The organism is Micromonospora sp. LOL_023 (genome assembly GCF_048060115.1).
In the GTDB taxonomy this organism is placed as follows: domain Bacteria; phylum Actinomycetota; class Actinomycetes; order Mycobacteriales; family Micromonosporaceae; genus Micromonospora_E.
The window spans coordinates 41671-68574 of record NZ_JBHMIM010000002.1; the positions used below are offsets into that span (position 1 = coordinate 41671).

Annotated in this window: 23 protein-coding genes; 8 read left to right on the plus strand and 15 right to left on the minus strand. The window is 71.0% G+C overall.

All coding sequences use genetic code 11. The features are described 5' to 3' along the window. Positions 1–67 precede the first annotated feature (67 nt). From ACFHVL_RS01315 to ACFHVL_RS01330, 4 genes are read right to left on the minus strand one after another with little or no spacing between them, the layout of a single operon-like run. Positions 68–838, minus strand: a complete 771-nt coding sequence (locus ACFHVL_RS01315; protein ID WP_326555526.1) for an isoprenyl transferase — start codon at positions 836–838, stop codon at positions 68–70. Between the two features lie 10 nt (positions 839–848). Continuing rightward, positions 849–2039, minus strand: a complete 1191-nt coding sequence (locus tag ACFHVL_RS01320; RefSeq protein WP_416624800.1) for a geranylgeranyl reductase family protein — start codon at positions 2037–2039, stop codon at positions 849–851. A gap of 46 nt (positions 2040–2085) precedes the next feature. Beyond that, on the minus strand, positions 2086–2991 hold the full coding sequence (locus ACFHVL_RS01325) for a hypothetical protein (protein ID WP_416624802.1): 906 nt from the start codon (positions 2989–2991) through the stop codon (positions 2086–2088). A gap of 20 nt (positions 2992–3011) precedes the next feature. Continuing rightward, positions 3012–4859 (minus strand): phosphoenolpyruvate carboxykinase (GTP), encoded by a 1848-nt coding sequence (locus tag ACFHVL_RS01330; RefSeq protein WP_416624803.1) that lies wholly within the window; start codon positions 4857–4859, stop codon positions 3012–3014. 348 nt (positions 4860–5207) lie between these two features. Here ACFHVL_RS01330 and ACFHVL_RS01335 point away from each other — a divergent pair, with 348 nt between their 5' ends. The 3 genes from ACFHVL_RS01335 (at position 5208) to ACFHVL_RS01345 (ending at position 6998) form a co-directional block, all read left to right on the plus strand. Further along, the gene (locus tag ACFHVL_RS01335; protein WP_416624804.1) at positions 5208–5744 is read left to right on the plus strand and encodes a GtrA family protein; all 537 of its coding nucleotides are present in this window, start codon (positions 5208–5210) and stop codon (positions 5742–5744) included. A 147-nt stretch (positions 5745–5891) separates the two neighbouring features. Further along, a complete protein-coding gene (locus tag ACFHVL_RS01340) occupies positions 5892–6491 on the plus strand; it encodes a GtrA family protein (RefSeq protein ID WP_416624806.1) in 600 nt (199 codons plus the stop codon). Between the two features lie 9 nt (positions 6492–6500). Next, entirely contained in the window at positions 6501–6998 is a 498-nt protein-coding gene (locus ACFHVL_RS01345) for a MaoC/PaaZ C-terminal domain-containing protein (RefSeq protein ID WP_416624808.1), read from the plus strand. Between the two features lie 31 nt (positions 6999–7029). On the opposite strand, the gene ACFHVL_RS01350 is transcribed toward ACFHVL_RS01345, so the two are convergent. The 3 genes from ACFHVL_RS01350 to ACFHVL_RS01360 all read right to left on the minus strand — a co-directional run bounded on the left by ACFHVL_RS01350 (position 7030) and on the right by ACFHVL_RS01360 (position 9201). Next, positions 7030–7605 carry a PH domain-containing protein gene (locus ACFHVL_RS01350; protein ID WP_416624810.1) on the minus strand — a complete coding sequence of 192 codons (576 nt, stop codon included), beginning with the start codon at positions 7603–7605 and terminating at the stop codon, positions 7030–7032. Between the two features lie 96 nt (positions 7606–7701). Continuing rightward, on the minus strand, positions 7702–8658 hold the full coding sequence (locus tag ACFHVL_RS01355; RefSeq protein ID WP_416624812.1) for a biotin--[acetyl-CoA-carboxylase] ligase: 957 nt from the start codon (positions 8656–8658) through the stop codon (positions 7702–7704). Between the two features lie 18 nt (positions 8659–8676). Then, positions 8677–9201: a hypothetical protein gene (locus tag ACFHVL_RS01360; RefSeq protein ID WP_416624814.1), complete on the minus strand. Its 525-nt coding sequence runs from the start codon at positions 9199–9201 to the stop codon at positions 8677–8679. Between the two features lie 165 nt (positions 9202–9366). Between ACFHVL_RS01360 and ACFHVL_RS01365 the strand changes: the two genes are divergently transcribed. After that, on the plus strand, positions 9367–10959 hold the full coding sequence (locus tag ACFHVL_RS01365; RefSeq protein WP_416625054.1) for an acyl-CoA carboxylase subunit beta: 1593 nt from the start codon (positions 9367–9369) through the stop codon (positions 10957–10959). Between the two features lie 21 nt (positions 10960–10980). Here ACFHVL_RS01365 and ACFHVL_RS01370 read toward each other — a convergent pair whose 3' ends face one another. From ACFHVL_RS01370 to ACFHVL_RS01380, 3 genes are all read right to left on the minus strand, one after another. Continuing rightward, entirely contained in the window at positions 10981–11715 is a 735-nt protein-coding gene (locus tag ACFHVL_RS01370; RefSeq protein ID WP_416624816.1) for a M50 family metallopeptidase, read from the minus strand. A 71-nt stretch (positions 11716–11786) separates the two neighbouring features. Beyond that, on the minus strand, positions 11787–11990 hold the full coding sequence (locus tag ACFHVL_RS01375) for a hypothetical protein (RefSeq protein ID WP_416624817.1): 204 nt from the start codon (positions 11988–11990) through the stop codon (positions 11787–11789). Between the two features lie 71 nt (positions 11991–12061). Beyond that, positions 12062–14329 carry a protein kinase domain-containing protein gene (locus ACFHVL_RS01380; protein ID WP_416624819.1) on the minus strand — a complete coding sequence of 756 codons (2268 nt, stop codon included), beginning with the start codon at positions 14327–14329 and terminating at the stop codon, positions 12062–12064. Positions 14330–14513: 184 nt separating this feature from the next. Here ACFHVL_RS01380 and ACFHVL_RS01385 point away from each other — a divergent pair, with 184 nt between their 5' ends. Genes ACFHVL_RS01385 through ACFHVL_RS01395 form a run of 3 tightly spaced genes read left to right on the plus strand, consistent with a single transcriptional unit; the run spans position 14514 to position 16091 of the window. Next, positions 14514–14735, plus strand: coding sequence for an acyl-CoA carboxylase subunit epsilon (locus tag ACFHVL_RS01385; RefSeq protein ID WP_416624821.1), 222 nt, complete (start codon positions 14514–14516; stop codon positions 14733–14735). Positions 14736–14775: 40 nt separating this feature from the next. After that, positions 14776–15420, plus strand: a complete 645-nt coding sequence (locus ACFHVL_RS01390; protein WP_416624823.1) for a Maf family protein — start codon at positions 14776–14778, stop codon at positions 15418–15420. 17 nt (positions 15421–15437) lie between these two features. Beyond that, a complete protein-coding gene (locus ACFHVL_RS01395) occupies positions 15438–16091 on the plus strand; it encodes an O-methyltransferase (protein ID WP_416624825.1) in 654 nt (217 codons plus the stop codon). Positions 16092–16182: 91 nt separating this feature from the next. Here ACFHVL_RS01395 and ACFHVL_RS01400 read toward each other — a convergent pair whose 3' ends face one another. The 3 genes from ACFHVL_RS01400 to ACFHVL_RS01410 form a co-directional block, all read right to left on the minus strand. Then, positions 16183–16947, minus strand: coding sequence for an ABC transporter permease (locus tag ACFHVL_RS01400; protein WP_416624826.1), 765 nt, complete (start codon positions 16945–16947; stop codon positions 16183–16185). A 16-nt stretch (positions 16948–16963) separates the two neighbouring features. After that, complete coding sequence (locus ACFHVL_RS01405; protein WP_416624828.1) at positions 16964–17923, minus strand: ATP-binding cassette domain-containing protein; 960 nt, start codon at positions 17921–17923, stop codon at positions 16964–16966. A 144-nt stretch (positions 17924–18067) separates the two neighbouring features. Continuing rightward, on the minus strand, positions 18068–18703 hold the full coding sequence (locus ACFHVL_RS01410) for a PadR family transcriptional regulator (protein ID WP_416624830.1): 636 nt from the start codon (positions 18701–18703) through the stop codon (positions 18068–18070). Between the two features lie 107 nt (positions 18704–18810). Here ACFHVL_RS01410 and ACFHVL_RS01415 point away from each other — a divergent pair, with 107 nt between their 5' ends. Beyond that, complete coding sequence (locus ACFHVL_RS01415; protein ID WP_416624832.1) at positions 18811–20559, plus strand: acetyl/propionyl/methylcrotonyl-CoA carboxylase subunit alpha; 1749 nt, start codon at positions 18811–18813, stop codon at positions 20557–20559. Between the two features lie 272 nt (positions 20560–20831). Here ACFHVL_RS01415 and ACFHVL_RS01420 read toward each other — a convergent pair whose 3' ends face one another. Then, positions 20832–21137: a hypothetical protein gene (locus ACFHVL_RS01420; RefSeq protein WP_416624833.1), complete on the minus strand. Its 306-nt coding sequence runs from the start codon at positions 21135–21137 to the stop codon at positions 20832–20834. Between the two features lie 9 nt (positions 21138–21146). Then, positions 21147–26840 (minus strand): polymorphic toxin-type HINT domain-containing protein, encoded by a 5694-nt coding sequence (locus ACFHVL_RS01425; RefSeq protein WP_416625056.1) that lies wholly within the window; start codon positions 26838–26840, stop codon positions 21147–21149. Between the last annotated feature and the right edge of the window lie 64 nt (positions 26841–26904).

Consider the following 26904-nt stretch of genomic DNA (forward strand, 5'->3'; position numbering starts at 1 on the left):
GCCGGGCCGCCGTCGACTGAGCGGCGGCCTCCCTCGGCTGAGCACCGGCTCTTCGGCTACCCGGCGGTCAGGCGCCGTAGCGGCGTTGCCGGTTGGCGTACGACCGCAGGGCCCGCAGGAAGTCCACCCGGCGGAAGTCCGGCCAGTTCACGTCGCAGAAGTAGAACTCCGAGTGCGCCGACTGCCAGAGCAGGAAACCGGAGAGCCGCTGCTCACCGCTGGTCCGGATCACCAGATCTGGATCCGGTTGTCCCCGGGTGTACAGATGCTCGGAGATGTGGTCGACGTCGAGCACCTCGGCCAGTTCCTCCAGGGTGCCGCCGGACTTGGCGTACTCGTAGAGCAGCGACCGGACCGCGTCGGCGATCTCCCGGCGCCCGCCGTACCCGACTGCGATGTTGACCTGCGCGCCCTCGCAGCGGGTCTGGGTCCGCTCCTGGGCCGCCTTCAACGCGGTGGCGGTCGGGCCGGGCAACAGGTCGAGCGCGCCGACGATCCGCAGCCGCCACGGGTTGCCGTCCTCGGCCAACTCGGTCACCAGATCTTCGATGATCTGCAGCAACGGATCCAGCTGACTGGCTGGCCGACGCAGATTGTCGGTGGCCAGCAGGTAGAGCGTGACGTGGCCGATACCGGCCTGGTCGCACCAGTTGAGCAGATGTTTGATCTTCGCCGCGCCGACCCGGTGCCCGTCGTTGGGGTCGACGAACCCCATCTCCCGGGCCCAACGCCGGTTGCCGTCACACATCACGCCCACGTGGCCAGGCACCGGCTTGCCCGCCAGCTTCGCCATGAGCCGTCGCTCATAGACCGAGTAGAGCAGGTCCCGCAGAGTCATCCCCTGCAGACTAGCGGCCCGGCGGCCGCCACGCGGTATCGCCCAACTGGTGGGTCAACAACTGAACCGCGAGCCGGCGCGCGGTCGACATGCCGAGTCGGCCGTCGCCGACTCCGAGCTCGATGATCGTGTCGAAGACGCCGCGGTGTTGGCCGGCGGCCGCCACCGCGGCGTCCACCACCGCTGGTCTGCGAGCCAACCAGGCACCGATGGTGCTGTCGCGCAGATGCCCGCCGAGCCGCCGCCGCAGCGCCGACCGGTAGCGGCGGGCCGCGTACGCGGCGTACGCCGGATCCGCCGCCGCCGCACCGGCGAGCGCGCCGGAGAGGACCGCGTAGAAGATGCCCTCCCCGGTGAACGGGTTGATCAGCGACAACGCGTCGCCGGCCAGCACCACCCGGCCCGCGCCCACCGGGGGACGCCGGGTGGACAGCGGCAGGTGGTGCGCGCGCAGATCGGTGACCCGGGCCAGATCGACGCCCGGCAGCAACTCGGCGAGCCGGTCGAGCAGGTGCGACCGGGTCAGTGGCCGGCCACGCAGCACCTGGCCGTACCCGACGTTCGCGCGACCGTCACCGATCGGAAACGACCAGGCGTACGCGGGCCAGCCGGTGGCCGTGGTGACGATCCGCTGCTCGGCCGGGTCATCGCGATCGGTCGCCGGATCGACCGGCGCGTAGCCGCGGATCGCCAGAGCCAGATGTCCGTCCGGGTTCGGGCCGTGGCCCAGCGCCCGCCGCACGACCGATCCGGCACCGTCCGCACCGATCACCGCCCGGGCCGCGATCTCACCGTCGAGCAGCACCAGATCGTCGCGGACCACCATCCGGCGGACGGTGTGTCGCCGCAGCCGGGCTCCGGCGGCGACAGCGGCGGCGACCAACCGGGCGTCGAAGACGGTCCGCGGCACCGTGTACGCGGGCCGAGCCAGCCGGGCGGCGACCTGACCGCCGTGCGGGGCGGTCATCCGCAGGCTGGTCACCGGGGCGTACCCGGCGGCCGGGTCCGGTACCGCCAGGCCGGCCAGGACGTCGAGCGCGTGCGGGGCGATACCGTCGCCGCACGGCTTGTCACGGGGAAACTCGGCCCGGTCCAGCAGCAGCACCTCGGCGCCGGCACGACGCGCGGCGATCGCCGCGGCGGCACCGGCCGGGCCGGCACCCACCACCGCGACGTCGACGATCGCCGGTCCGCTCACCACATCTCCTGACCGTCGGGTGACGGTGGGCCGGCAGCACACCCGCCGGTCACGGCGGGCCGACAACGGAATCGACGACGGCACGCTCGGCGCGACCGGCCCGCCACACACCGTAGAACGCGAGCACCACCGCCACCACCAGTGGCACGCCGTCGCGGATCAGTCCATCGACCCCGAGCAGCCACCAGCACAGCGGCAGGTCGACGGCGAGCACACCGAGGCTGACCACGACGAGCAGGCCGCGGGCCCAGCGTCTGCCGCGCAGCATGAAGAAGGAGAGCAGCAGCACCAGGTAGCTGGTGGCCATCGCGGCGACGATCCAGCCCAGCACCACGGGAGTCGCGACCAGCCGGCCGTCGAGCAGCACCCCGATCGACACCAGGGCCGGCACCAGCATCAGCGGCGGATAGGTGTACGCCGACACCCGGGCGACCAGCAGCCCACCGGCGACCGGTGGCCGCTTCGGTGGCACCTCCCGCCAGGCCAGACCGCGGCCGGCGCGGACCGGTCGGGCCGGGTGCCGGACGAGGTGCCCGCGCACCGTTGCGGACCGGTACAGCAGCCAGACCACCGCCAGGCAGCACCCGGCCAGCAGGCCGAACCCGGCGATTCCGGGCAGCGGCGGCACCCCGGTGCGGGGCACGATCAGCCGACCGACGGCAAAGACCGTGGTGACCGCCAGGATCAGCCCGAACGGTCGGGCGCTCGCCCTGCCCCGACGGACCTGCCAGATGAGAACCAGGAATCCGAGGGTCCGCAGCAGCGTCCAGCCGGAGCGGACCGCCATACCGACATCGTGCTCGGCGGCGTACCGCCAATTGAGCAGGTCGACCACGACGGTGGCCGCCGCGGTGGCCACGAGCAACCAGAGCAGCAGGCGGACCGGTGACGGCAGGCGGGGCGCTGCGGTCCGGACCGTGTCTGGACGGTCCGGACCGGGATCGACTGCCGCCACCGGCGCAGGCTATCCAACCGTCACCCGGCGGCGTCCAGCCGGGCTCGCAGGGCGTCCAGCTCCGCCCACAGCACGCCGGGCAGCTTGTCGCCGAACCGCTCGAACCACTCGGTGATCTGCGGCAGCTCCTCGCGCCACTGCGCCGGGTCGACGGCCAGGGCCGCCGCGACGTCCGCCGGGTCGGTCTCCAGCCCGGTCAGGTCGAGCGCGTCGACGGTCGGCACCTGCCCGATCGGGGTCTCCACCGCCGCCCCGGTGCCGTCGAGCCGCTCGACGATCCACTTGAGCACCCGGGAGTTCTCGCCAAAGCCTGGCCAGAGGAATCGGCCGTCGTCGCCCCGGCGGAACCAGTTGACGTAGAAGATCCGGGGAAGCTTGGCCGCGTCGCCGTCGACGCCCTTGCCCATCTCGATCCAGTGCCGGAAGTAGTCCCCGGCGTGGTAGCCGATGAACGGAAGCATCGCCATCGGGTCGCGGCGGACCACACCGACCTTACCGGCGGCCGCCGCGGTGGTCTCCGAGGAGAGGGTGGCGCCCAGATAGACGCCGTGCACCCAGTCGCGTGCCTCGGTGACCAGTGGCACGGTGGTCCGGCGCCGGCCGCCGAAGAGGATCGCGTCGATCGGCACCCCGCGCGGGTCGTGGTACTCGTCGGCCAGGATCGGACACTGGGTGATCGGGGTGCAGAACCGGCTGTTCGGGTGGGCGGCGTCGGTGCCCCGGTCGGGGTTCCAGTCCTCGCCCCGCCAGTCGGTCAGGTGCGCCGGCGGCTCACCCATCCCCTCCCACCAGACGTCGCGGTCGTCGGTCAGCGCGACGTTGGTGAAGATGGAGTTGCCTCGGTCGAGGGTACGCATGGCGTTGGCGTTGGTCCGCCAGTCGGTGCCCGGTGCGACGCCGAACAGCCCGTACTCGGGGTTGACCGCGTACAGCCGGCCGTCCTCGCCGAACCGCATCCAGGCGATGTCGTCGCCGACGGTCTCGACCTTCCAACCGGGGATGGTCGGCTCCAGCATCGCCAGGTTGGTCTTGCCGCAGGCCGACGGGAACGCGCCGGCGATGTAGCGGACCTGGCCGTTCGGCGCGGTGAGCTTGAGGATCAGCATGTGCTCGGCGAGCCAACCCTGGTCGCGGGCCAGCACGCTGGCGATCCGCAGCGAGTAGCACTTCTTGCCGAGCAGGGAGTTGCCGCCGTACCCGGAGCCGTACGACCAGATCTCCCGGGTCTGCGGGAAGTGTGAGATGTACTTGGTCTCGTTGGCCGGCCACGGCACATCGGCTTGGCCGGGCTCCAGTGGAGCGCCCACCGAATGCAGGGCCGGCACGAACTCGGCGTCGTCGCCCATCGCGGTGAGCACCTCGGCACCCATCCGGGTCATGATCCGCATCGACGCGACGACGTACGCGCTGTCGGTGAGCTCCACGCCGAACATCGGCTCCGGGGCGTCCAGCGAGCCCATGCAGAACGGCACCACGTACATGGTGCGTCCGCGCATGCAGCCCTGGTACAGGTCGGTCATCACCCGCTTCATCTCGGCCGGGTCCATCCAGTTGTTGGTCGGTCCGGCATCGGATTCGTCGGTGGAGCAGATGAAGGTGCGCTCCTCGACCCGGGCCACGTCGGTCGGGTCGGTACGGGCCCAGAAGGAGTTCGGGCGGCGTTCGCCGTCGAGCCGGACCAGGGTGCCGGAGTCGACGAGTTCATCGGTGAGCCGGTGCCATTCGGCAGCTGAGCCGTCCGCCCAGACGACCTGCTCCGGCGTGGTCAGGGCGGCGATCTCGCGCACCCAGGCGAGCAGACGGGTGTGGTTGGTGGGAGCGGGACTCGGACTGTTCGACGTCAGGGGCGTGGTGGCCGTTGCAGTCATGGCGATCTCCTCGTGGTCGGCGCTGACCTCGTTCCTGGAGTGCACGGGCACCGGCGAATGGCTGGGCCAGCCGCCGGGATACAAGTCCGGGAGTTGGACTCAGGGTAAACCGATCGACCGTCCGAGACAGCCGTGGAGCTTGTGAACAACTGCACAAGATGGGGTCATCTGCAATCTGACGAGCTGTTTCTCGCTCCAACGAGCAGTTGTACGCAAAATCCTCCGGCGGACCACTCGCACCCAATGCGATTACTTTGGGTGACCGATGTGAAGTTCGGGTCAGTGAAGCCGAGTGGCTGCCGCCCCACCGCGCCACCTGGCACGCCGACAACCGCTACGCTCGAAGGCGTGCCCGCGCCCGCCGCCGGAGGCTCATCCGCGCCCGCCACCGCGTCGTCGTTGGCGGACCGGATCCGTGACCGGTTCGGCCTGCTGGTCCGCGAGGCGGGCAAGTTCGGCGTCGTCGGTGGAGTGGCGTTCATCATCGACATCGTGCTGTTCAACATCGCCGCCAGCGTCTTCGGGATGGGTCCGCTGACCGCCAAGACCCTGTCGACGGTGGCGGCCGCGTCGGTGGCGTTCGTCGGCAACCGGTTCTGGACCTGGCGCCACCGGGCCCGGTCCGGACTCGCCCGTGAATACGGGCTCTACTTTTTCTTCAACGCGGTCGGACTCGGCATCGGGCTCGGCTGCCTGGCGATCAGCCACTACGGGCTGGGCAGCATCTGGCCTGTGGTGTTCCGCAGCCTGCTCGCCGACAACATCGCGGCCAACGGGGTCGGGGTCGCACTGGGCACCCTGTTCCGGTTCTGGGCGTACCGCAGGTTCGTCTTCATCGTCGCCGCGCCCGCCGTGGTGCCCGCGGCGGTCGCCGAACGCGAGTGACCCGCGACCCGGCCGCCGAACGCGAGTGACCCGCGACCCGGCCGCCCCGGACCGGCCGGGTGAACCGGCCTGATCCACCTGCTGGGCGGCGCGGCCCACCTGGCCGGTAGCACCAGGCTGGCACCCGAACTGCCGTATGGTGATCTGATGCGACTACTCCGCCTTCTGCCCGATCGGTGGCAGAGGTTCATCCGCGAGGTCCTGAAGTTCGGCACCGTGGGCGGCATCAATACGGTGATCAACTTCGCGGTGTTCAACACGCTGGCGCTGACCGTTCTCGCCGACGGTCAGCTGAAGGCGACAGTCGTCGCGGCGATCGTGGCCACCACCACGTCGTACTTCATGAACCGGCACTGGACCTATCGGGACCGACCCAGGTCGGCCCTGCGGCGCGAGTACGTGCTGTTCTTCCTGTTCAACATCACCGGGCTGCTGATCGAGGTCGGCATCCTGGCGCTGGCCAAGTACGGCTTCGGTATGACCGGGCTGCTGACGCTCAACATCGTCAAGGTCTTCGGCCTGGCGCTCGGCACGATCTTCCGCTTCTGGGCCTACCGAACGTTCGTCTTCCGGCCCGCGCCGTCGGCGCCACCGGTCGACGCGGAGTCGGCATCCCGTATCCCGCAACAGGTGGCACCCAAGCGGCCGGCCGATCAGGTGCTGGACAGCCCAGCCCCTCTGTCCGATCCGACCGGCATCGGTTCCACTGCGGGCGTCGCCGCAGGGACCCGCCCGGGCAACCACTGACGCACGGCTGTGCGTTCCGGCACCGGCGGTGACGCCGACCTGTTCTTCGAGGACCTCACCCCCGGCGGCTCCTTCGACCTTGGCGTCACCACTGTGGATGGCGCGGAGATGGTCAGCTTCGCCGAGCGATTCGATCCACAGTGGTACCACATCGACGCACGGCTGGCCCGGGACAGTCACCATGGCGTACTCATCGCCAGCGGCTTCTTCACCGTGAGCCTCTTCATGCGGGCCTACGTCGAAGCGGTGCTCTCCCGGGCGGCCGCCGACGCCTCCCCGGGGTTGGAAGAGCTGCGCTGGCTGGCCCCGGTGTACGCCGGAGATCGCCTCGCCGGGCGCCTCGACGTGCTCGGCCGCAAGCTGTCCAGCGCCCGCCCCGGACTCGGCACCGTCACCCTGCTCGGCTCGCTGACCCGGATCGACACCTACGACCGGCCCGAACGCGAGGTGCTACGGACCCGCTTCCGGGGCTGGTTCGCCCGGCGTGACGGCGGCCCGCCGGGCTGATCCCGGCAGACCGGCCGCTACGACTCAGCCGTCAGGACGGCGCCGGAGACTCCCCGGCACGGTCCTGCCGGACCTCCTGCAGGATCTCCCGCATCTCACCGTCGCCCAGGCTGTGCCGGTCGTGGTGGGCCTCCACCAACTCGTACAGCTTGGTCTGCACCCGACCGACGCCGGGAATGTCGGCGAGGACGGTCTGTCCACGTTCGCCGGCCGACTCGATCGTCAGCGTGCCACATCCCAGCAGCCGCTCGCTGAACTGCTGATTCATCGAGTGGTCGTTGACCCGGTTGAGCGGGATGTCCCGACGTTCCCGGGAGAACACCCCGTGCTGCAGCACGACCCGTTCGTTGGTGAACACGTAGTGCGTGGACCGCCAGACCACCAACGGCCAGAGCGCCAGCCAGAGCACCAGCGACAGCGCGACCACGGCGATCGCGTAGAGCGCCACCGTCGCACCGGTGCCGTCGGGCAACAGTAGGAATCCGGCCACCACCGCGGCGACCGCCAACAAGCTCACCAGCACCGGTCGCACCAGGACCTTCCAGTGCGGGTGCAGGTGCAACACGACATGCTCGTCATCCGTGAGCATGTCCTCGGGAAACGCCACGCCAACCTCCTCGACCGGGGCCGGGCAAGCGGGCCCGGCCGGCGGGCCACGCTACGGCCGCCGGGGTGACCGTAGCGGGTCACCGACGCAGAATCGTCAACCGTGCGTACCGTTTCCCGGCGTTCCACCAGGGCGCACATGTGACACGTCGCCGGCCGACACCGCCACGTCACCGTCGGCGGTCCGAACCACCAGCCGGCCATCGTCGTCGATCGTGCGTGCCACCCCGACATGGACCGAGCCGGACGGCAACGACACCCGCACCTCGTGGCCCAGCGTCACACAGTTTCGCAGGTACGCCGGATGCAGCCCGGCGGCCACCGGGTCGCCCCCGGCACCGCGCCATCGCCCGTACCAGCTCTCCAGCCCACGCAGCACCGCCCGCAGCAACGGATCCCGGTCCGCCGTCGAGGCCCCGGCCAGCTGCAGCGACGTCACCGGCAGCCCGGCACCGGGCTGCGGCAACTCGTCGGATCGCAGCGTGACGTTCAGTCCGATACCCAGCACCACTGCGGGTGCGTCGGCGGTCGCCGCCCCGACCAGCTCCGGTGGAGTCGACGGCGCGGCGAGCGCGGCCGGTCCGACCGGCGCCGCTTCGGCGAGGATCCCGGCGCACTTGGCACCGTCGATCAACAGGTCGTTGGGCCACTTCAACCTCGCCGGCAGCTCCGTCAGCCGGGTCACCGCCTCGGCCAGCGCGACACCGGCGAGCAGCGACAGCCAGCCGTAGCGGGAGATCGGCACCGCCGGCCACCCCCGCGACGGACGGGCCTGCGCCGGACGCAACAGCACGCTCACCGCCAGCCCGGCCCGGGGCGGGGAGATCCAGTCCCGGCCCAGCCGGCCCCGGCCGGCGCTCTGCTGCTCCGCCGCGACGACCAGGCCTTCCGCCGCGCCGGCCCGAGCGGCGGCGAGCACGTCCGCGTTGGTGGATCTGGTCACCGGGCGCACCTCCAGGTCGGTCCAGAGGCCACCGGGGACGACGAGCGCCCGACGCAGCGCCCGCTGATCCAGCGGAGGGCGATCCAGGTCGGTGTACGGCGAACTGGGCATCAGTCCACCCTACGGCGCTCAGCGCCGACGGTGCCGGCCGTCCGGTACCGGGGCGACCCCACGGAAGGGCTCGCCGGTGACGGTCGTACCAATCACCGGCACGAAGACCTCGTGGTCGAACCAGTCGAACTCCTCCGTGGCGGTCGGCCGCTCGGCCCCGGGCCGCGGCTCGACCCCGGGCTGCGGGGCCGGTGCCGCCACGGGCGCCCCGGTCGCCCGTACGCCTGCGCCGACGCGCTGCTGCGGGACCAGCGCGACCGCGGCCGTCACGGTGGTGGTGGCCGAGCCGGTGACCGTGGCCGCCGTGACCGCAGCGGTGGCGGCACGCTGGCGGCGGAACAGACCGGTGCGGGTCGCCCGCCGACGGCCACGCCGCCGACGGCCACCCCCGTCGACGCGCCCCGTGCCGGACGGCGACGCCGTCTCGACATCGACCCGGCCCTCGGGGACCGTCCAGCCCTCGGCGATCGCCCGACCCGGCCAGAGCGTGCGCCACATCACCAGCAACACGGTCAGCCCGGACGCGATAAGTGCGACTCCCAACACCGTCACGGTGGTGGTAACGAACAGGACAACGCAGAGGAAACGTGACGGACGCCGCCGATCACGCCCCCCAGCACCGGCGGCCTGGGCCCACTACTGAGGGAAACCGCACACGATCCGTGCCGGCCCCGACGTCGTCGCGTCGATACGATCCGCGGTGTGGGCGTGACGAGTGAGCAGTCCGGGGCCGGAACCGACATCCACAGCACCGCCGGCAAGCTGGCGGATCTGGAACGGCGGGTCGACGAGGCGGTGCACGCCGGCTCGGCCCGCGCGGTGGAGAAACAGCATGCCCGGGGCAAGAAGACCGCCCGGGAACGCATCGCGATGCTGCTGGACGAGGGTTCCTTCGTCGAGCTCGACGAGTTCGCCCGGCACCGGTCGACCGACTTCGGGCTGGAGCGGACCCGCCCGTACGGCGACGGGGTGATCACCGGCTACGGCACAGTCGACGGGCGGCAGGTGTGCGTCTTCGCACAGGACTTCACCGTCTTCGGCGGCTCGCTCGGTGAGGTGTTCGGCGAGAAGATCGTCAAGGTGATGGACCTGGCGATGAAGATCGGCTGTCCCATGATCGGCATCAACGACTCCGGTGGCGCCCGCATCCAGGAGGGGGTGGTCAGCCTCGGCCGCTACGGCGAGATCTTCTTCCGCAACGTACGCGCCTCCGGCGTGATCCCGCAGATCTCCCTGGTGATGGGGCCGTGCGCCGGCGGGGCGGTCTACTCCCCGGCCGTCACCGATTTCACCATCATGGTCGACAAGACGTCGCACATGTTCATCACCGGCCCCGATGTGATCAAGACGGTCACCGGCGAGGACGTCGGGATGGAGGAGCTCGGCGGCGCCCGAACCCACAACGCCACCAGCGGCAACGCCCACTATCTGGCGACCGACGAGGACGACGCGATCGACTACGTCAAGGCGCTGCTGGCGTACCTGCCGAGCAACAACCTCGACGACCCGCCCACGCTGCCGGCTGAGCCGTCGCCGACCGTCACCGACGACGACCGTGAGCTGGACAGCATCGTCCCAGACTCGGCGAACCATCCGTACGACATGCACCGGGTGATCGGACACGTCCTCGACGACGGCGAGTTCCTGGAGGTCCAGCCGCTCTACGCGCGGAACATCGTGGTCGGGTTCGGGCGCGTCGAGGGCCGGCCGGTCGGGGTGGTCGCCAACCAGCCGATGCACTTCGCCGGCTGCCTGGACATCGGCGCCTCGGAGAAGGCCGCCCGGTTCGTGCGCACCTGCGACGCGTTCAACATCCCGGTGCTCACCTTCGTCGACGTTCCGGGCTTCCTGCCCGGCACCGACCAGGAGTGGGACGGGATCATCCGGCGCGGCGCGAAGCTGATCTACGCGTACGCCGAGGCGACCGTACCGAAGGTCACCGTGATCACCCGCAAGGCCTACGGCGGGGCGTACGACGTGATGGGTTCCAAGCATCTCGGCGCGGATCTCAACTTCGCCTGGCCGACCGCGCAGATCGCGGTGATGGGCGCGCAGGGCGCGGTCAACATCCTGCACCGCGCGGAGCTGGCCGCTGCCGACGACCAGGCCGCCGTGCGGGCGCAGCGGATCGCCGAGTACGAGGAGCGGTTGGCCAACCCCTACGTCGCCGCTGAGCGCGGTTACGTCGACTCGGTGATCGCCCCGTCACAGACCCGGGTGCAGGTGTCCCGAGGGCTACGGATGCTGCGCGGCAAGCGGGAGACCCTGCCGCCGAAGAAGCACGGCAACATCCCGCTGTAGGCCCGCGCTGGCGGTCGGCCGTCACTGCCCGGACAGGCCGACGGCCGGCAGGCTGAGCTCCGGCAGCATCGGGCCGGTCAGCAACAACGCGCCGACGACCAGGGCCATGACGGTGACCAGCCCGAAGAAACCCACCCAGATCAGGCCGGGAATCCGGGTCAGCCGGGCGAGCTGGTCGGCGTCCGATTCCGGCGACCGGCCCTGGGCGCGGAGGCGCTGCAACTCGCCGATCGGCCGGATCCCGCCGATCAGCAGGAACCACACCCCGGTGTACGCGAAAGCGGCCTGCACCTGCGGGCTGGCGAACCATGAGACGGCGAAGACCACCCCACCGGTGACCATGATCGACACGATGCCGAAGACGTTGCGGATCAGCAGCAACATGGCGAACAGCAGCGCGACGGCGATCCACAGCAGCAGGGTGATCCGGTTGCCGCCGAGCAGCCACGCCCCGACCAGGCCGACCAGTGACGGTGCGACGTACCCGGCCAGCAGGGTGAGGATCATGCCGAGCCCGGTGGGCCGGCCGGCGGACAGCGTCAGCCCGGAAGTGTCTGAATGCAGCCGGATCCCCCGCAGTTTGCGGCCGGTTACCAGCGCGATCAGCGCGTGGCCGCCCTCGTGCGCGATGGTGATCGCGTTGCGGGCGATCCGCCACGGCAACCGGATGATCACCACGACCAACGCCACGGCCGCGGTGATCAGCACCAGCAGCGGCGGCGGGTCGGGCTGCGCTCCGAAGAGGCGATCCCACATTTCCGTCAGCCCGGTTATCGACACAGCCCGCGAGCCTACTCACCGCGCATCAGGCCCACCAGACCGCGGCGCTAGGCCGACCGGTGGTCGCCGGCCAGACTGCGGCCGACCATTCGAAAGGCACCGACCGCGGCGACGGCCACGCTGGCGGCGCCGGAGAGCACCAGCAGTACGGTCAGCAGACCGACACTGGCGACCAGCAGGGCCAGGTCGGCCACGGCCACCAGCATCCACAGTGCCACACTCGGCTTGACGATTCGTCGACGGTTGAACATGTCGCACCCTCCTTCCGTCGTGCTCCGGTTGTTACCCCGAAGATCGGAAGTTCATGCGGGTGAGTCTCCGCTCAGCTCGAAGCGGGTTGGAACCGGCTCGCCATCAGGTCGAAGAACACCAGGTCCTCCTGCCACCGGTCGGCAGAGGTGGACCAGTAGATCGAGTACGCCTGGTCCGGGGCGGTGACGAAGCCACGGTTGCGCACCTGCAGCCGGTTACCCTGCCTACTGGTGTACCGGAACTCCCAGTCGGCCGCCGAAATATAGTAGTCGACGGCTTCGATCCGGACCCGTTCGTAGTTGATGTAGCCGCTCCGGCGGTTGCTCTCCTGGTTCTCCCAGTCGGCGACCGGATCGGACTTGGGCTCGTTGGTCTGGTCGATGATGATCAGCCGACCCAGCTGGGTGGTCTCCCGGAACTCGACCCGGCTACCCTGCCTGCTGACCGACCAGCCTTCGGGCACCGGCACGGAGAAGCCGGTGGAGTCCTGGTGCAGCCGCCACCCGGCGGGCAGCGGCGCGTTCTGATCCGGCGACGGGGTCGGAGCGCTGCTCTGCGGCGGTTCCGCTGACGCGACGGGCGCGGCCTGCGTCGGCGCGACCGAGCCCGGTTCGGGGGTCGGCTCGGTGGACGCGGCGGCGCTCGCCGCTGGCGGCGCCGGCTGCGGGTCGGTGCCGAGCTGCCCGCGCCGTTCGCCCTCGTCGCCGGAGCTGAGCAACGCGACGGTCACCAGGAGCACCAGCACGACCGCCCCGGCCACGCCGCTGAGCAACCACTTGCGCGGCACCGTGGTGGTGGTCCGGGCGACCCGGTCGAAGACCCGCGCGGGGCCGGACCAGTTCTGCCGGCTCTGGGTGTCTGGCGGCGGCACCGCGGCGTTCGCGATCACCGGGGCCGGGGCCGGAGCGGGAGCTGAGACCGCTGCTGAACGGTCCGTGTCCGACGGCGCGGTCGGCGCCGCTGCCTCGACCGCCGTACCGTCGACGGCCGTACCGTCGACGGCCGTACCGTCGACGGCCGTACCGTCGACGGCCGTACCGTCGGTCACCGCCGTCTGGGCGGCCGGCCCGGCTGCGACCGGCTGTCCGCTGCCGGTTTCGGCGGCGTCGGCTGGTTGCTCCGTCGCCGGTGCCGCTGCGGCGAGGGCGGTGGAGTCGACCGGAGCCGCACCGGCCGTGGCCTTCGCTGTCGGTGCCTGCCCAGCCGGGACCTTCTGTTGCGTCGTCCTGGCTTGCGGCGGGAGGACCGTCGTCTCGGCCGCCGGCTCGGCCCCGGCCGGCGTGACGACTCGGGTCGCGTCGGCCGAACTGGCCGGCCGGACGGGCGCGCTGTACTTGGCCGGCCCGGGGACCACCGGCAACGCCGTCGGCAGCGGGGTGCCCGGAGTCGGGATACGAGCGGCGCCGGCACGTGGACCGGGCACGAGTCCGGTACGGGACTCGCCCGGCCGGACCTCACGGGACCCGAGCGGGCTGGGTCGGCGTACCCCGTCGAGCAGTGAGCGACCGCGACGGGGACCGCGACCACTCGCCCGGATGAGCAGCCGCTCCGCTTCGTCGGCCTTCATCCGGGCGTGTGGGTCCTTGCGCAGCAGCCCGGCGAGGACCGGTTTGAGCGGACCCGCCCGGCGGGCCGGCGGCGGGGGCTCGGTGGCCAACGCGGAGAGCGTGGCGATCGCGGTCGGCCGTGCGTACGGCGACTGTCCTTCGACGGCCGCGTACAGGGTGGCACCGAGGGACCACAGGTCACCTTCCGGCCCGGCGCTGCCGGTCCGCGCCCGCTCCGGAGCGATGTACGCCGGTGATCCGAGCACCAGCCCGGTCCGGGTGACGTTGGGGTCACCGGGAACGGTGGCGAGCCCGAAGTCGGTCAGCACCACGCGGCCGTCGTGGCCGAGCAGAACGTTGCCGGGCTTGACGTCACGGTGCATCACTCCGGACAGGTGGGCCGACCGCAGCGCGCCGAGCACCCCGATTCCGATCTCCGCGGCCCGGACGGCCGGCACCGGGCCGGCCTCGGCGAGCACGTCCTGCAACGACCGCGACGCCACGTACTCCATGACGATCCACGGGTCACCGTCGGTCTGCAGGACGTCGAAGACGCGTACCACGTTGATGTGATTGAGCCGGGCGATCGCCCGCGCCTCCCGCATCGAACGTTCGCGCATCTCGCGGCGTTCCTGGGTGGTCAGACCCGGCGGCGGCACCAGTTCCTTGATCGCGACGTCGCGGTGCAGCACCTCGTCCCGGGCCATCCAGACCCGGCCCATGCCGCCTTGACCGAGCGGCTCGACCAGCCGGTAACGGTCAGCAACTAGTTGCGGGGGCACCACGGACATCCAAATGACCGTACCCGGAAGATCTGAGTGCCACACGATCGGCACGCGGCGGTGTGAGCCGCGCGTCATATTGTACGATCCGCCAACCCCGCGGCGGTCACATCGCGCTGGTAATTCTCACCACTCGCGCCGGGCCATGATCGGGCAGGTCGCTGACCCGCCCGACAGGACGTAAACTGCGCCGATGGCCGACGCGGAGCGGGAATGGCGGGTCGTACGGGGCACTCCGAGCGCCGAGGAGCTCGCCGCACTCGTCGGTGCGGTGGTTGCGGGTACCCGTCCGATTTCCGACAGTGGCGACCCTCGGCCGTCCGGCTCCCGGTGGGAGCGCTCTGCCCGACCGGCCGACGGTGCGCTGCCCCGCCCCGGGCCGGACGCCTGGCGGGCGTCGGCACTGCCCCGCTGATGTTCGGCCGGCTTCCACCCGGCCGGTAGCCTCACCGTTCGTGCCTACCTCGCTGCGTCCGCGGCTGGTGCTCGCCTCGGCGAGTCCGGCCCGGCACAAACTGCTACAGGCCGCCGGAATCACCCCGCAGGTGTTGGTCAGCGGGGTCGACGAAGAGTCGGTGACGCTGGACCGGGCCGACGAGTTGTGCCTGGCGCTGGCCCGGATGAAGATGGCCGCCGTCGCCGAGCGACTCCGACCGGACCGGGCCGCCGACGGCACCGATCTGCTGGTCCTTGGTTGCGACTCGGTGCTCTCCTTCGACGGGGCGGTCTACGGCAAGCCGGCGGACGCCGCCGACGCCCGGGCCCGGTGGCGGCGGATGCGCGGACGTTCCGGGGTGCTCTACACCGGGCATTCGTTGACCAGCCTCGCCACCGGCGCGCATGCCGAACGCACCGCGGCCACCGTGGTGCACTTCGCCGACATCACCGACGAGGAACTGGCGGCGTACGTGGCCACCGGAGAGCCGCTGCACGTGGCCGGGTCGTTCACCATCGACGGGTTGGGCGGCCCGTTCCTGGAGCGTATCGAGGGTGACCACGGCACGGTCGTGGGGCTGTCGCTGCCGTTGCTGCGCCGGCTTGTCGCCGACGTCGGCTACGCCATCACCGATCTGTGGGGTGAGACCGACGGCGGGCGGTGACCGGCTAGCGTCTGCGTATGACCACCAAGACCCTGCCGATGACCGATACTCTCCAGGCCTATGTCGTCGCACATGGCACCCCACCCGACGAGGTCGTCGGTGATCTCATCGCCGAGACCGCGACCGCGCTGCCGGAGAACGCGCAGATGCAGGTCGCGCCCGAGCAGGCGGCGCTGATGACGTTGCTGACCCGGCTGGTGAACGCCCGTCAGGCGGTCGAGGTCGGCACCTTCACCGGGCTGTCCGCGCTCGCGATCGCCCGGGGTCTCGCGCCGGGCGGACAGCTGATCTGCCTGGACGTGTCGGAGGAGTTCACCTCGGTGGCCCGCCGCTACTGGCAGCGCGCCGGCGTCGACGACCGGATCGACCTGCGGATCGGGCCGGCGGCCGACTCGCTGCGGGCGCTGCCGGACGAGCCGCACATCGACCTGGCCTTCATCGACGCCGACAAGATCAGCTACCCGGTGTACTGGGGTGAGCTGGTGCCCCGGATGCGCCCCGGCGGGCTGATCGTGGTCGACAACGTGCTGCGGCATGGCCGGGTCCTGGCGCCACAGGGCGCGGAGGACGAGGCGATGGTCGCCTTCAATCGGCAGGTCGCCGCCGACGACCGGGTGGACGTGGTGATGCTGGCGATCGCCGACGGGCTGACCCTGGCCCGCCGCCGGTGACGGCGGGCCGGGCCAGCCGGCGCTAACCTGGAACCGCTGCCCTCTGTGCCGTTGCCGTGTGCAGAGGGCAGCCCAACGGGTGGTCTGCGGGCTAGCGGACGCTGCGGGCGAAGGCGCGGGCCGCCCAGGTGACCGCGAGGCTGGCCAGCACCAGGGTGATCAGCAGCCCCTGCCAGACGGCATCGTCGCCGAGGTTGCCGGCGAACAGCGCCCGGGTGCCGTCGACCGCCCAGGCGAACGGGTTCCACTTGGCCACCCCCTGCAGCCACAGCGGTGCGAACGTCAGCGGCAGCAGGATGCCGGAGAGCAGTAGCACCGGCTGAGCCACCGTGTTCATCAGCGGGGCGAGCGCGTCCTCGCTGCGGACCAGCAACGCGACGCCGTAGGACACCGCCGAGGTCATCAGCGCGATCAGGGCGAGCAGCAGGTAGGCCAGCAGCAGGTAGCCGAGGTGCACGGTGAGCCCGAACGGGATCGCCAGCACCGTGATGATGACGGCCTGCAGCAGCAGGGACACCACGTCACGCAGGCTGCGACCGAGCAGCAGGGCGAACCGGCTCACCGGGGTGACCCGGGAGCGTTCGATCACCCCGGCGCGCAGCTCGGCGATCAGACCGAAGCCTTGGAACAGCCCGCCGAAGATGGCCAGCAGCACCAGCAGACCGGGCACGAAGAGGCGGTAGACCTCCGCGTTGGTGGTCGCCCCCATCGGGGCCAGGGCGGGCTTGAGTAGCGGGGCGAACAGGACCAGGTACATGACCGGCTGGAACACCCCGACGAAGATCCAGACGGGGTTGCGCAGCAGCAGGAACGCCTGCCGCTGGAAGATCAGCCAGGTGTCGCGGAGGAACTTCATCGTGTGGTCTCCCTGGTCAGCTCTCGCGCAGCGAACGGCCGGTCTTGGTGAGGAACACGTCGTCGAGGCTGGGCCGGTGCAGCTCGATCGAACCGAGCTCGAGACCGGCGCCGTCGATGGCACGCAGGATCTGCGGGATCGCGGTGGCACCGTCATCGACGAACAGCCGCAGACCTCCCTCGTCCGGAGTTTCCAGCTTGGTCACGTACGGCTGGCTGTCGAGCAGTTGGGCGGCGGTGGCCGCCGTACCGACGGGCAGCCCGACAGTGACGACCTCGCCGGAGATCTCCCGCTTGAGCGCCGCGGGGGTGCCCTCGGTGACGACCTCACCGTGATCCATGATCGCGATCCGGTCGCAGAGCGCGTCGGCTTCGTCGAGGTAGTGGGTGGTGATGAAGACTGTCATACCCTCGGCGCGCAGCCGGCGGATCTCGTCCCACATGTGGGCGCGGCTCTGCGGATCCAGGCCGCTGGTCGGCTCGTCCAGGAAGACCACCTTCGGCTCGTGGATGATGCCCAGGGCGATCTCGACGCGCCGCCGCTGCCCGCCGGAGTACGTCTTGCACTTGCGGTCGGCGTACTCGGTCAGTTGGAACGCGGCCAGGGCCCGGGTGGCCCGCCGCTGTGCCTCGGACTTGCCGATGCCGTACATCCGGGCGTGCATCACCAGCTCCTCGCGGCCGGTGACCTCGTCCCAGGTGCTGCCGCCCTGGGCGACGTAGCCGATGCGGCGGCGTACCTCGCCGGGGTTGCGCAGCAGGTCGGCCCCGGCGATCACGGCTTCCCCGCCGTCCGGCTCGATCAGCGTGGCGAGCATCCGTAGCGTGGTCGTCTTGCCGGCTCCGTTGGGGCCGAGAAAGCCGAAGATCTCGCCCTCCTCGACCAGCATGTCGACGCCTCGGACCGCATCGACGGTCTTCGCGGCGCGCCCCTGCCGGGAACGGAACGACTTCCGCAGCCCTTTGGTCTCGATCATAGAAATGTGCTCCTGGCCTGCCGGGCCAGCGGGTGCCGGCCATTCTCCCCCGTGGGCACACCGAACAGTGCCAGCTCCCACGTCGCGTCTGGCACGCTATGCCCACGCGAACCCTATAGTCAACGTTGATTATCCGATGCGGCCTTACGCCGGCTCCCCCTCCTGCGCGCCGGATGACGTGTCACGGTCAGCCTGCCACCCAGACCAGGCCGGATCGGCGGACTTCTCCACCGGGTGGTACGAAACGCCCGACTCGATCAGGTCGGCGATCCGCTCACACCAGGCGATCTCCCCCTCGGTACGCGCAATCGTCAGCTCCAGCATCCAGCCGACGTACGACGGTTTCTGCCTCGGCCAGCCGCCGGCCAGCTCAGCGCGGGCGGTGGCGTTGCCGGCCCGCAGCGTCGTAGCGCGGGCCCGCAGCGCCTCGACCGCCTCCGCTCTGGGCAGCGCCGGCAGGAACGCGAAGGCGCTGAGGAACGGTTCGGCCGGCGGCCGGCATCCTCGCCAGTGCTGGCGCAACAGGCTCTCGAACTCGTCGACTCCGGCCGCGGTGATCTCGTAACTGGTCCGGGCCGGCCGGGCACCGATCTGAGCGGTCCCCACCTGCCGGAGCAGACCTTCCTCGGCGAGCTTGCGCAGTGCGTGGTAGATCGAGCCCGGGGCGACGTTGGCCCAGCTGTCCGCGCGCCAGCTCAGCAGCTCCCGGCGTACGTCGTAGCCGTGCACCGGTTGCATCCAGTTGACCAGGCCGAGAATCATCATCCGGGTGGCAGACACATCCGCAGCCTATTGGGCAGTGCCTCATCCCACCCTCAGCGCTGGTCAAGGCGATGAAGCCGGCCGTTAGACTCCCGCATTAGTCCGTGAGCAGAGGAGGACAGGGCGTGCGCAAGGTTCTCGTCGCAAACCGGGGCGAAATCGCCGTCCGGGTCATCCGGGCCTGTCAGGACGCCGGCCTGACCAGCGTCGCGGTCTACGCCGACGCCGACCGTGGCGCGCTGCACGCCGGCCTCGCCGACGAGGCGTACGCCCTCGGCGGGGAGACCGCAGCCGACACCTACCTGCGGATCGACAAGCTGCTCGACGTCGCCGCCCGGTCCGGGGCCGACGCCGTCCACCCCGGGTACGGGTTCCTCTCCGAGAACGCCGACTTCGCCGAAGCCGTCATCGACGCCGGGCTGACCTGGATCGGCCCCAGCCCGCAGGCGATCCGCGACCTCGGCGACAAGGTCACCGCCCGGCACATCGCCCAGCGGGCCGGCGCACCGCTCGTGCCTGGCACCGCCGACCCGGTCGCCGGCCCGGACGAGGTGGTCGCCTTCGCCGAGCAGCACGGACTACCGGTCGCGATCAAGGCCGCGTTCGGCGGCGGCGGGCGCGGCCTGAAGGTCGCCCGCGAGATGGCCGAGATCGCCGACCTGTTCGATTCGGCAACCCGTGAGGCGGTCGCCGCGTTCGGTCGCGGCGAATGCTTCGTCGAGCGCTACCTGGACCGCCCCCGGCACGTCGAGGCGCAGGTCCTCGCCGACCAGCACGGCAACGTGATCGTGGTCGGCACCCGGGACTGTTCGCTGCAGCGCCGCCACCAGAAGCTCGTCGAGGAGGCGCCTGCGCCCTTTCTCACCGACGCCCAACGTGCCGAGATCCACGCCAGCGCCAAGGCGATCTGCCGTGAGGCCGGCTACCACGGCGCCGGCACCGTCGAATATCTCGTCGGCGTCGACGGCACCATCTCGTTCCTGGAGGTCAACACCCGGCTGCAGGTGGAACACCCGGTCACCGAGGAGACCGCCGGCATCGACCTGGTCCGCGAGCAGTTCCGGATCGCGGCCGGCGAGCCGCTGCGGTTCACCGAGGACCCGACCCCACGCGGGCACTCCATCGAGTTCCGGATCAACGGTGAGGACCCGGGCCGCAACTTCCTGCCCGCGCCGGGCGCCATCACCGCGCTGCGGCTGCCCACCGGCCCCGGCGTACGGGTGGACACCGGCGTCGTCGCCGGTGACGTCGTCGGCGGCAACTTCGACTCGCTGCTGGCCAAGCTGATCGTCACCGGCGAGACCCGCACCGAGGCGCTGGAACGCGCCCGGCGGGCACTGGACGAGATGGTCGTCGACGGGATGGCCACTGCCCTGCCGTTCCACCGACTGGTGGTCCGCGACGAGGCGTTCACCAGCGAGCCGTTCACCGTGCACACCCGGTGGATCGAAACCGAGTTCGACAACACCGTGCCGGCGTACACCGCACCGGCGGCGGCCCACGACGCCCCCGAACCCCGCGAGACCGTCGTGGTCGAGGTCGGCGGCAAGCGGCTGGAGGTCAGCTTCCCTGCCGGCTTCGGCAGCGGTACGGCTGCCGCGCCGACCGGGGCCCGAAAGCCGGCCCGCCGCCGGGGCGGCGCCAGCGCGGCAGCGGCCAGCGGCGACGCCCTGGTGTCGCCGATGCAGGGCACCATCATCAAGATCGCGGTCGCTGACGGCGACCAGGTGGCCGAGGGCGACCTGATTGTGGTGCTGGAGGCGATGAAGATGGAACAGCCGATCAACGCCCACAAGGCCGGCACCGTCAGCGGCCTGGCCGCTGAGGCCGGCGCGGTCGTCAGCGCCGGCACGGCCATCTGCACCATCAGCTGACCTCACTCACCAAACTGACCTTCCGAACTCCGGCTCCGCACGACGCGGTCGCCCATCAGTCGCCCGACAAGGTCCGCGCAGGCCTCGGCTTCGGTGGTGTGCCGCACCTCGTCGGTGCGGCGACCCCGTTCGCTGTAGTAGACGCTCCACCGGTCGCCGTCGTAGATCAGGCAGTACGCCTCGTCGCGGTCGCTTCCGATGCTGTACGCGTCGGCGGGAACACCCGCCGCCGGTAGTCGTGCGGTCAGCTCAGCTGACCGGGCCCAGGGTGATCACCCCGGGACGGTCCAATGCCCGGAGTCCCGGGCCGGTGCCGGCCGGGCGACCCAGCCGGACCGGTCGGCGTCGTCGCTCCAGTCGGGGACCTCGCCGTCGTAGTAGACGAACAGCGCCCAGTACCGCCGGTCCTCGTGCAGGATCATCTCGTCGTCGCCGGAGAAGTCCTGCCCGTACCACCGTTCGTTGATCCGCGCGACGGCCTCGGCACGGGAGATGCCGAACAGCTCGACCATCTCGTCCGCCGTCGCGTCCAGCAGATCCCGGACCTCGGCTGACAGCGCCAACTGATACACGTCCACCTCACTCTCCTACGGCTGCAGGGCCGCGGTCAGTATCCGACCGGCGTCCTTGCCGTAGAAGACGACCTGGTTGCCCTTCCAGCGCGCGGGGAGTCCCTGCCGGACAAACTTGTCGACGTTCATCAGCATCGGCCCTTCCACCACCTGATGCCGGCCGAGTGGATTGCCCCGGGCCCCGGTGCGGTAGTGCTTCACGACGTCGGCCAGATCGGGACTGGTCGCGGTGAACTTCTTCGTCGCCATGGCGTCGAGCTTCGCGTTCGGCACCTTGAAGTGCAGCACCACGCCGTCCCCACCGAACCGCGGACTCCCCGCCCAGTCGGCCGCCTGCTGCCGCGACCGGGTGGTGTAGAACCCTTTCCCGAAGTCCATTTTCGACCGTGACGAGAATCCGGTGTCCACGCCGTTGTTCCGGATGTTCTCCGCCGCCTGCCGGCTCGTGCCGTGGTACAGGTCCGTGTAGCCGCCGCAGTTGTGCACCAGGACCGGCCGGTCGGCCGCCACCACGTAGTAGGTGTGGACGCCGGCGACGGTGAGGTCGTTCATCCGCTTCAGGCCGGTCCAGACCCGGACCGCGGTGACCCGCTGGGTGGTCTCGCCGTCCGGGCTGCGCAGCCGGTCGCCGGGTCGCAGGTCGGCGGCGTCGGTCCACCGTCCGGTGGTGGCGTTCCAGAACGGGTGGTGCGCGGTCGTCTCGACGACCGTGCTCTCACCGGTCTGCGTGTCGGTGACCGTGACGTCGGTCAAGTCCCGGTCGGCGTGGCGGTGCAGGACCCGTACCGGCCGGGCGGTGGTCTGCCCGGTGTCGGGGTCGGTAGCCAGCACCTCGTCGCCGAGCTCGACCTCGGCGATCGGTTTGGTGGTGTCGTCGGCCATCCGTACCCGGGTATCAGGGGCGAAGCTGTGCCGCACACAACTGCCGGCTGCGTCGGCGAGGTCGTCGACCCGGCTGCCGCCGACGCGGGCCGCGTCATCGGCGTAGTCGGCCGCCTCCCGGGTGGCCCGGCTGGTGCCGCGCGACACCGCCCGCGACAGGTCGTCGACCTTGCGCCCGACGGCCTTGCCGGCCGACGCCGCAGCCCTGCCGGCCGACGCCGCAGCCTTGCCGACACCGGTGCCGGCGACCTTCTTCGCCCCGGCGGACCCGGCCTTGCTCAACGCCTTGCCCGCTGCCGGGCCCATCATCGGCAGCGCCGCGCCCAGACCACCGGCGACACCACCCAGTACGGCGGTGCGCAGCAGCTCGACGCCGGTCTGACCCTGCATGGCACCGGTGACCAGGGCACCGGTCACGCCGGAAGCCACCCCGCAGGCGACCGCGCCGACCCCGGTCCAGCCGATCGCGACCATGCAGGCGGCTTCGACGAAGAACCCGACCAGCGCGCCGACGATGTCGGCCTTGTGTTCGACGATCCAGTCCCGGGCCGTACGGGCCCACTGGCCGACCTGGTCGACGGCCCCTTTGATCGCCTCGGCCATCTTTTGATAGGCCTGCGACAAAGCCTGCTTGACGTCGTTGAACTTTTCAGCGATCTGCTCGCGGGCCGCCTGTGCCCACTCAGACACTCGCTCCCACGCCTGCTGCACCCCGGCCTTGACCGTGTTCCAGGCCTTCTGCACGCCGGAGGAGACCTTCTTCCAGGCGTTGCGCAGCCGCTTGCCGAAGTGACCGGTCGGGTCGGTGACGGTCAGCGAGTTGCCGTCGCCGTACTGGTAGCGGTTGGCCCGGATCGAATCCGACACCGGGCTGACGGTGACGCTGTCGCGGCTGTCGAACTGGCCGACGGCCGGGTCGTACCAGCGGGCGTGCATGTTGACCCGCGCCGATCGCGGATCGGTCCACTCCGACTGGTAGCCGAGGTTGCCCTCCATCCCACTGGTGGCCGTCACCTCACCCAGCGGCGAGTAGGTGCGGTTGCCGGTCACCGACGTACCGGCGGTGTTGAACTGGGCGACGACGTCGTCGTGCAGGTCGGTCCAGAGCATCCGGCTGGTGCTGCCCGCCCGGACCGCGACGGCACCGCCGTCCGGATCCCGCAGGTACTTCGCCGCGCCGTCCATGGCGAGGTCGTTGCCGAGGCCGGTGTACCGGAAGTCGCTGCGCAGCGCCCGGCCCAACGCGTCGTAGGTGTACTCCCGGGCGTTGCCACCACCGGTCGGCTGCTGGCTGACGATCTGATCGAACGCGTCCGCGACCCCGACCGCCGTCGTGCCACCGGTGACCGTCCGGTCCCGGGTGCCCCGGGCGGTGTACCGGTAGGTGGTGCCGGTGCTGTCGGAGACCAGCCGGTTGCGGGCGTCGTGGACGTAGTCGACATCGCCGACCCCGGTCCGGTTGCCGGCCGCGTCGTACCGGTAGCCGACCGTCGTATTGCCGTCGTCCCACGAGGTGAGCCGGTCTGCGAGGTCGTAGGTGTAGGTGTTGCTGACCGTCGTCGAGCCACGGGTTACGGTCTTGCTGGTCTCGTTGCCGTTGGCGTCCCACCCGTAGGTGATCGTCCCCAGGACCTGGCCGTTGGACCGCACCAGCCGGTCGCTGGTCAACCGGTGCAGATCGTCGTAGTCGAACACCCGCCGGTTGTTGGTGCCGCCGTAGGACATCGACGACACCGCCGACATCACGTCGTAGGCGTAGCCGACCGACACCCCGGCGCTGCTGTTGCTCACCGACGCCAACCGGCCAGCCGTGTCGTATCCGTACTGGGTCAACCCGGCCTCGTCGTCGCGCGACGCCATCGACCCGTCCGGTGTGTAGGTGAACGCCGCGTCGCCGGACGGACCCGTCACCGACAACGGCAACCCCCGGTCGTCGTACACGACCCGGTTGGTGCCCCCCGGCGCGGAGAACTCCACCAACCGACCCGCCGGGTCGTAGCCGTACGTCCGGTCCTGCGTCGCCGCCTCGGCACCGGAGCCGGACTGGCGCTCCAGCCGACCGGCGTCGTCGTAGACCAGGGTCCGCGCCACCCCACCCGGCGCACGCTGCGACACCGGCTGACCCGCCACGTCGTACACCGTCGTGTACGTGCGGTCCGCCGCGTCCGGGTACGCCGCTGTGGCCGGCTCGATCCGCGACTGTGGCAACCCCCACACGTTGTAGGTGGTCCGGAACGCCTGCCCCCGCCCGTCGGTGAACCGGGTCGGATTCCCCGCCAGGTCATAGCCGTACGACGACTCGATCGTCGTCGTCGCGTCCACCGGCTCGGACTGGGTGCGCGGCAGGCCCGTCGCGTCGTAGCTCAACCGGGTCGTGGTGCCCCGCGCGTCCGTCGCCGCCACCATGTTGCCGGCGGCGTCGTAGGTCCAGGCCGAGGTGGCCAGGGCGGCCCCGCCGGTCGCCCGGTACGCCGCCGTCGCCCTCGGCTGGGACAGCGGGTCGTACGTGGTGATGGTGTAGGTGCCGTCCGGGTTGGTCTGCCGCACCGGCCGGCCCAGGGCGTCGTGGTCGACCCGGCTGGTCTGCCCGGCACCGTCGACGACGCTGGCCAGCTCACCGGCGGCGGTGTAGCCGTACCCGGTGGTCACCCCGGCCGGCGTGGTCACCGCCGACAGCCGACCGGCGGTGTCGTAGGCCATCGTGGTGGTGTGCGTCTGGCCGGTCTGGCGGACCGCCTCGCTGACGCTGGTGGTCCGGCCCAGCAGGTCGTAGCTGCTGCCGGTCACCGCCCCGGTCGGATCGGTGGTCGCGAGCAGGTTGCCGGCCAGGTCGTAGCGGGCGGTCGTGGTGGCACCGTCCGGCGCCACCTGGGTCACCACCCGGCCCAGCTGGTCGTAGGTGAACCCGGTGACCCGGCCCAACGGGTCGGTCTGCGACACGACCTGGCCGAGGCTGTCGTACGCCGCCGTGAAGACCGGGACGACCGGGGTCGACCCGCCCGGCGGGGTGTACGCGGGCAGCCGGGTTTCGTAGGGCCGGCCGGCCCGGTCGAACGCGTACCGGGTCACCGCGCCGTTCGGGTCGGACTCCGCAACCACATCGCCGAACGCGTTGTAGCCGATCCGCTCCACCGGTCGGGCGGTGACCACCGGTGCGTCGAGTTCACCGGTCTCCGCCTGCACCGGCGGGCCGGTCGACACCGCCGGCCGGTCGGCCTCGTCGTAGGCGATGTTCGTGGTGTTGCCCAGCGGATCCAGCACCGCCGTGGCCAGACCGCCGTCGTCGAGCACGTGGCTGGTGCGCGACACCGTGGCGTCGGCCGCCGGCACGGTGCCGGCGACCACCCGGTCGGCCCAGCCGCCGTCGGCCGACATCCCCTGGTACAGCTGCAGGTCGGAGATGGCCCCGTCGAGCCCGGAGCCGATCCGCAGCCCGCCCATCGCCGTGCTGTGGTAGCGCGCGCCGGTGCTTTCGCCGACCTTGTCGCCGTCGATGAACACGGTGAACTTGTCGGCCTGCGGGTCGACGCCGACGGCCAGGTGCTGCCACTGCTCCTCCTGCACCGTGCCTTCCCCGAAGGGACACTCACACCGGATCAATCCGCCCATCTGCTGCTCGTTCGTCGACACCCGCCATCCGTCGATGGTGTGGTCGAACCGGAGCTGGAAGGCGAAGTCGCGGTTTGCGGGGGACGTACTCACCCGCGCGGTACCGGGCACGGTCAGCACCGCGCCGGACTTGCCGTCGTTGTCGACCCGCACCCAGGCGGCCACCGTGTACGGCCGGGTGGTGTCCACCGCCGGGGCGGCCGTGGTGATCTGCGACGACGAGGCACCGGTGAACGCCGCGACCCGCCCCCGCTGGGCGTCGTTCTCCCAGGTCACACCGGTGGCCGTACCGGGGCTGTTGCCGGCCGAGTCGACGGCCGCCGTGCCGCTGGTCTCGTCAAGCCGCCAGCGGGCCACCGGCGTCGTCGTCCGGTCCGTCGACCGGTACCGGGTCTGCGAAACCTCCCGGCCGAGGATGTCGTACGCGTGGTCGGTGACGGCCAGCGTCGCGCCGGAGCCGTCCCGGGCGACGCTGGACAGCACCTGGTCACCCGGCGACAGGGTGGTCTCGGTGACCCGGTGCAGCCCGTCGGGGTCGAGCACGCTGCGGATCTGCCGGCCCGCCGCGTCGTAGGCGTACGTCGTGACGGTCTGCCCGTTGTCGGTCCGGTGCTCGACCAGGTTCCCCGCCGCGTCGTAGCTGTTCGCCTCCAACAGGAACGAACTGTCCCCGTCGGTGCGGGTCACCGACGCGGTCCGCCCGTCATCGGTGTAGGTGTACCGCGTGACATGCCCCATCGCGTCGGTGCTCGACGCCAACCGGCCCGCCGGGTCGTAGACGTTCGACTCCACCACCAGGTCCGCAGCGGGGATCGGGTCGTTCGGGTCCCCGGTGTACCCCTTGAGCGTGCGCGACAGCAGGTCGCCGTTGACGTCCAGCTGGTAGGCGTTGACCGTCCCGTCCGGGTCGGTCTGCTCCACCACGTGCCCGTACACGTCGTAGCGGTAGCCGGTGGTGTCGCCCATCGGGTCGACGGCCTGCGACCGGCGGCCGTGGTCGTCGTAGGACCATTCGCTGACCCGGGCCACGTCACCACCGGTGGCGTCGCTGACCGTCTGCCGGGTCAGCAACCCGTCCGGGCTGTACGCGTGCTGGGTCACCGCCGTGTGCACCGCGCCGGTCACCCGGTTCGTCACCGCCGGATCGGTCCGCGTGGCCACCCGGCCCATCGCGTCGTACGTGTAGGTGGTGGTCCGCCCCTGCGGGAACGACGGCATCACCACCGTCTCGGTCAGTTCCCGACCCAACCGGTCGTACGTGTAGCTGGTGGTCGCGCCCGCC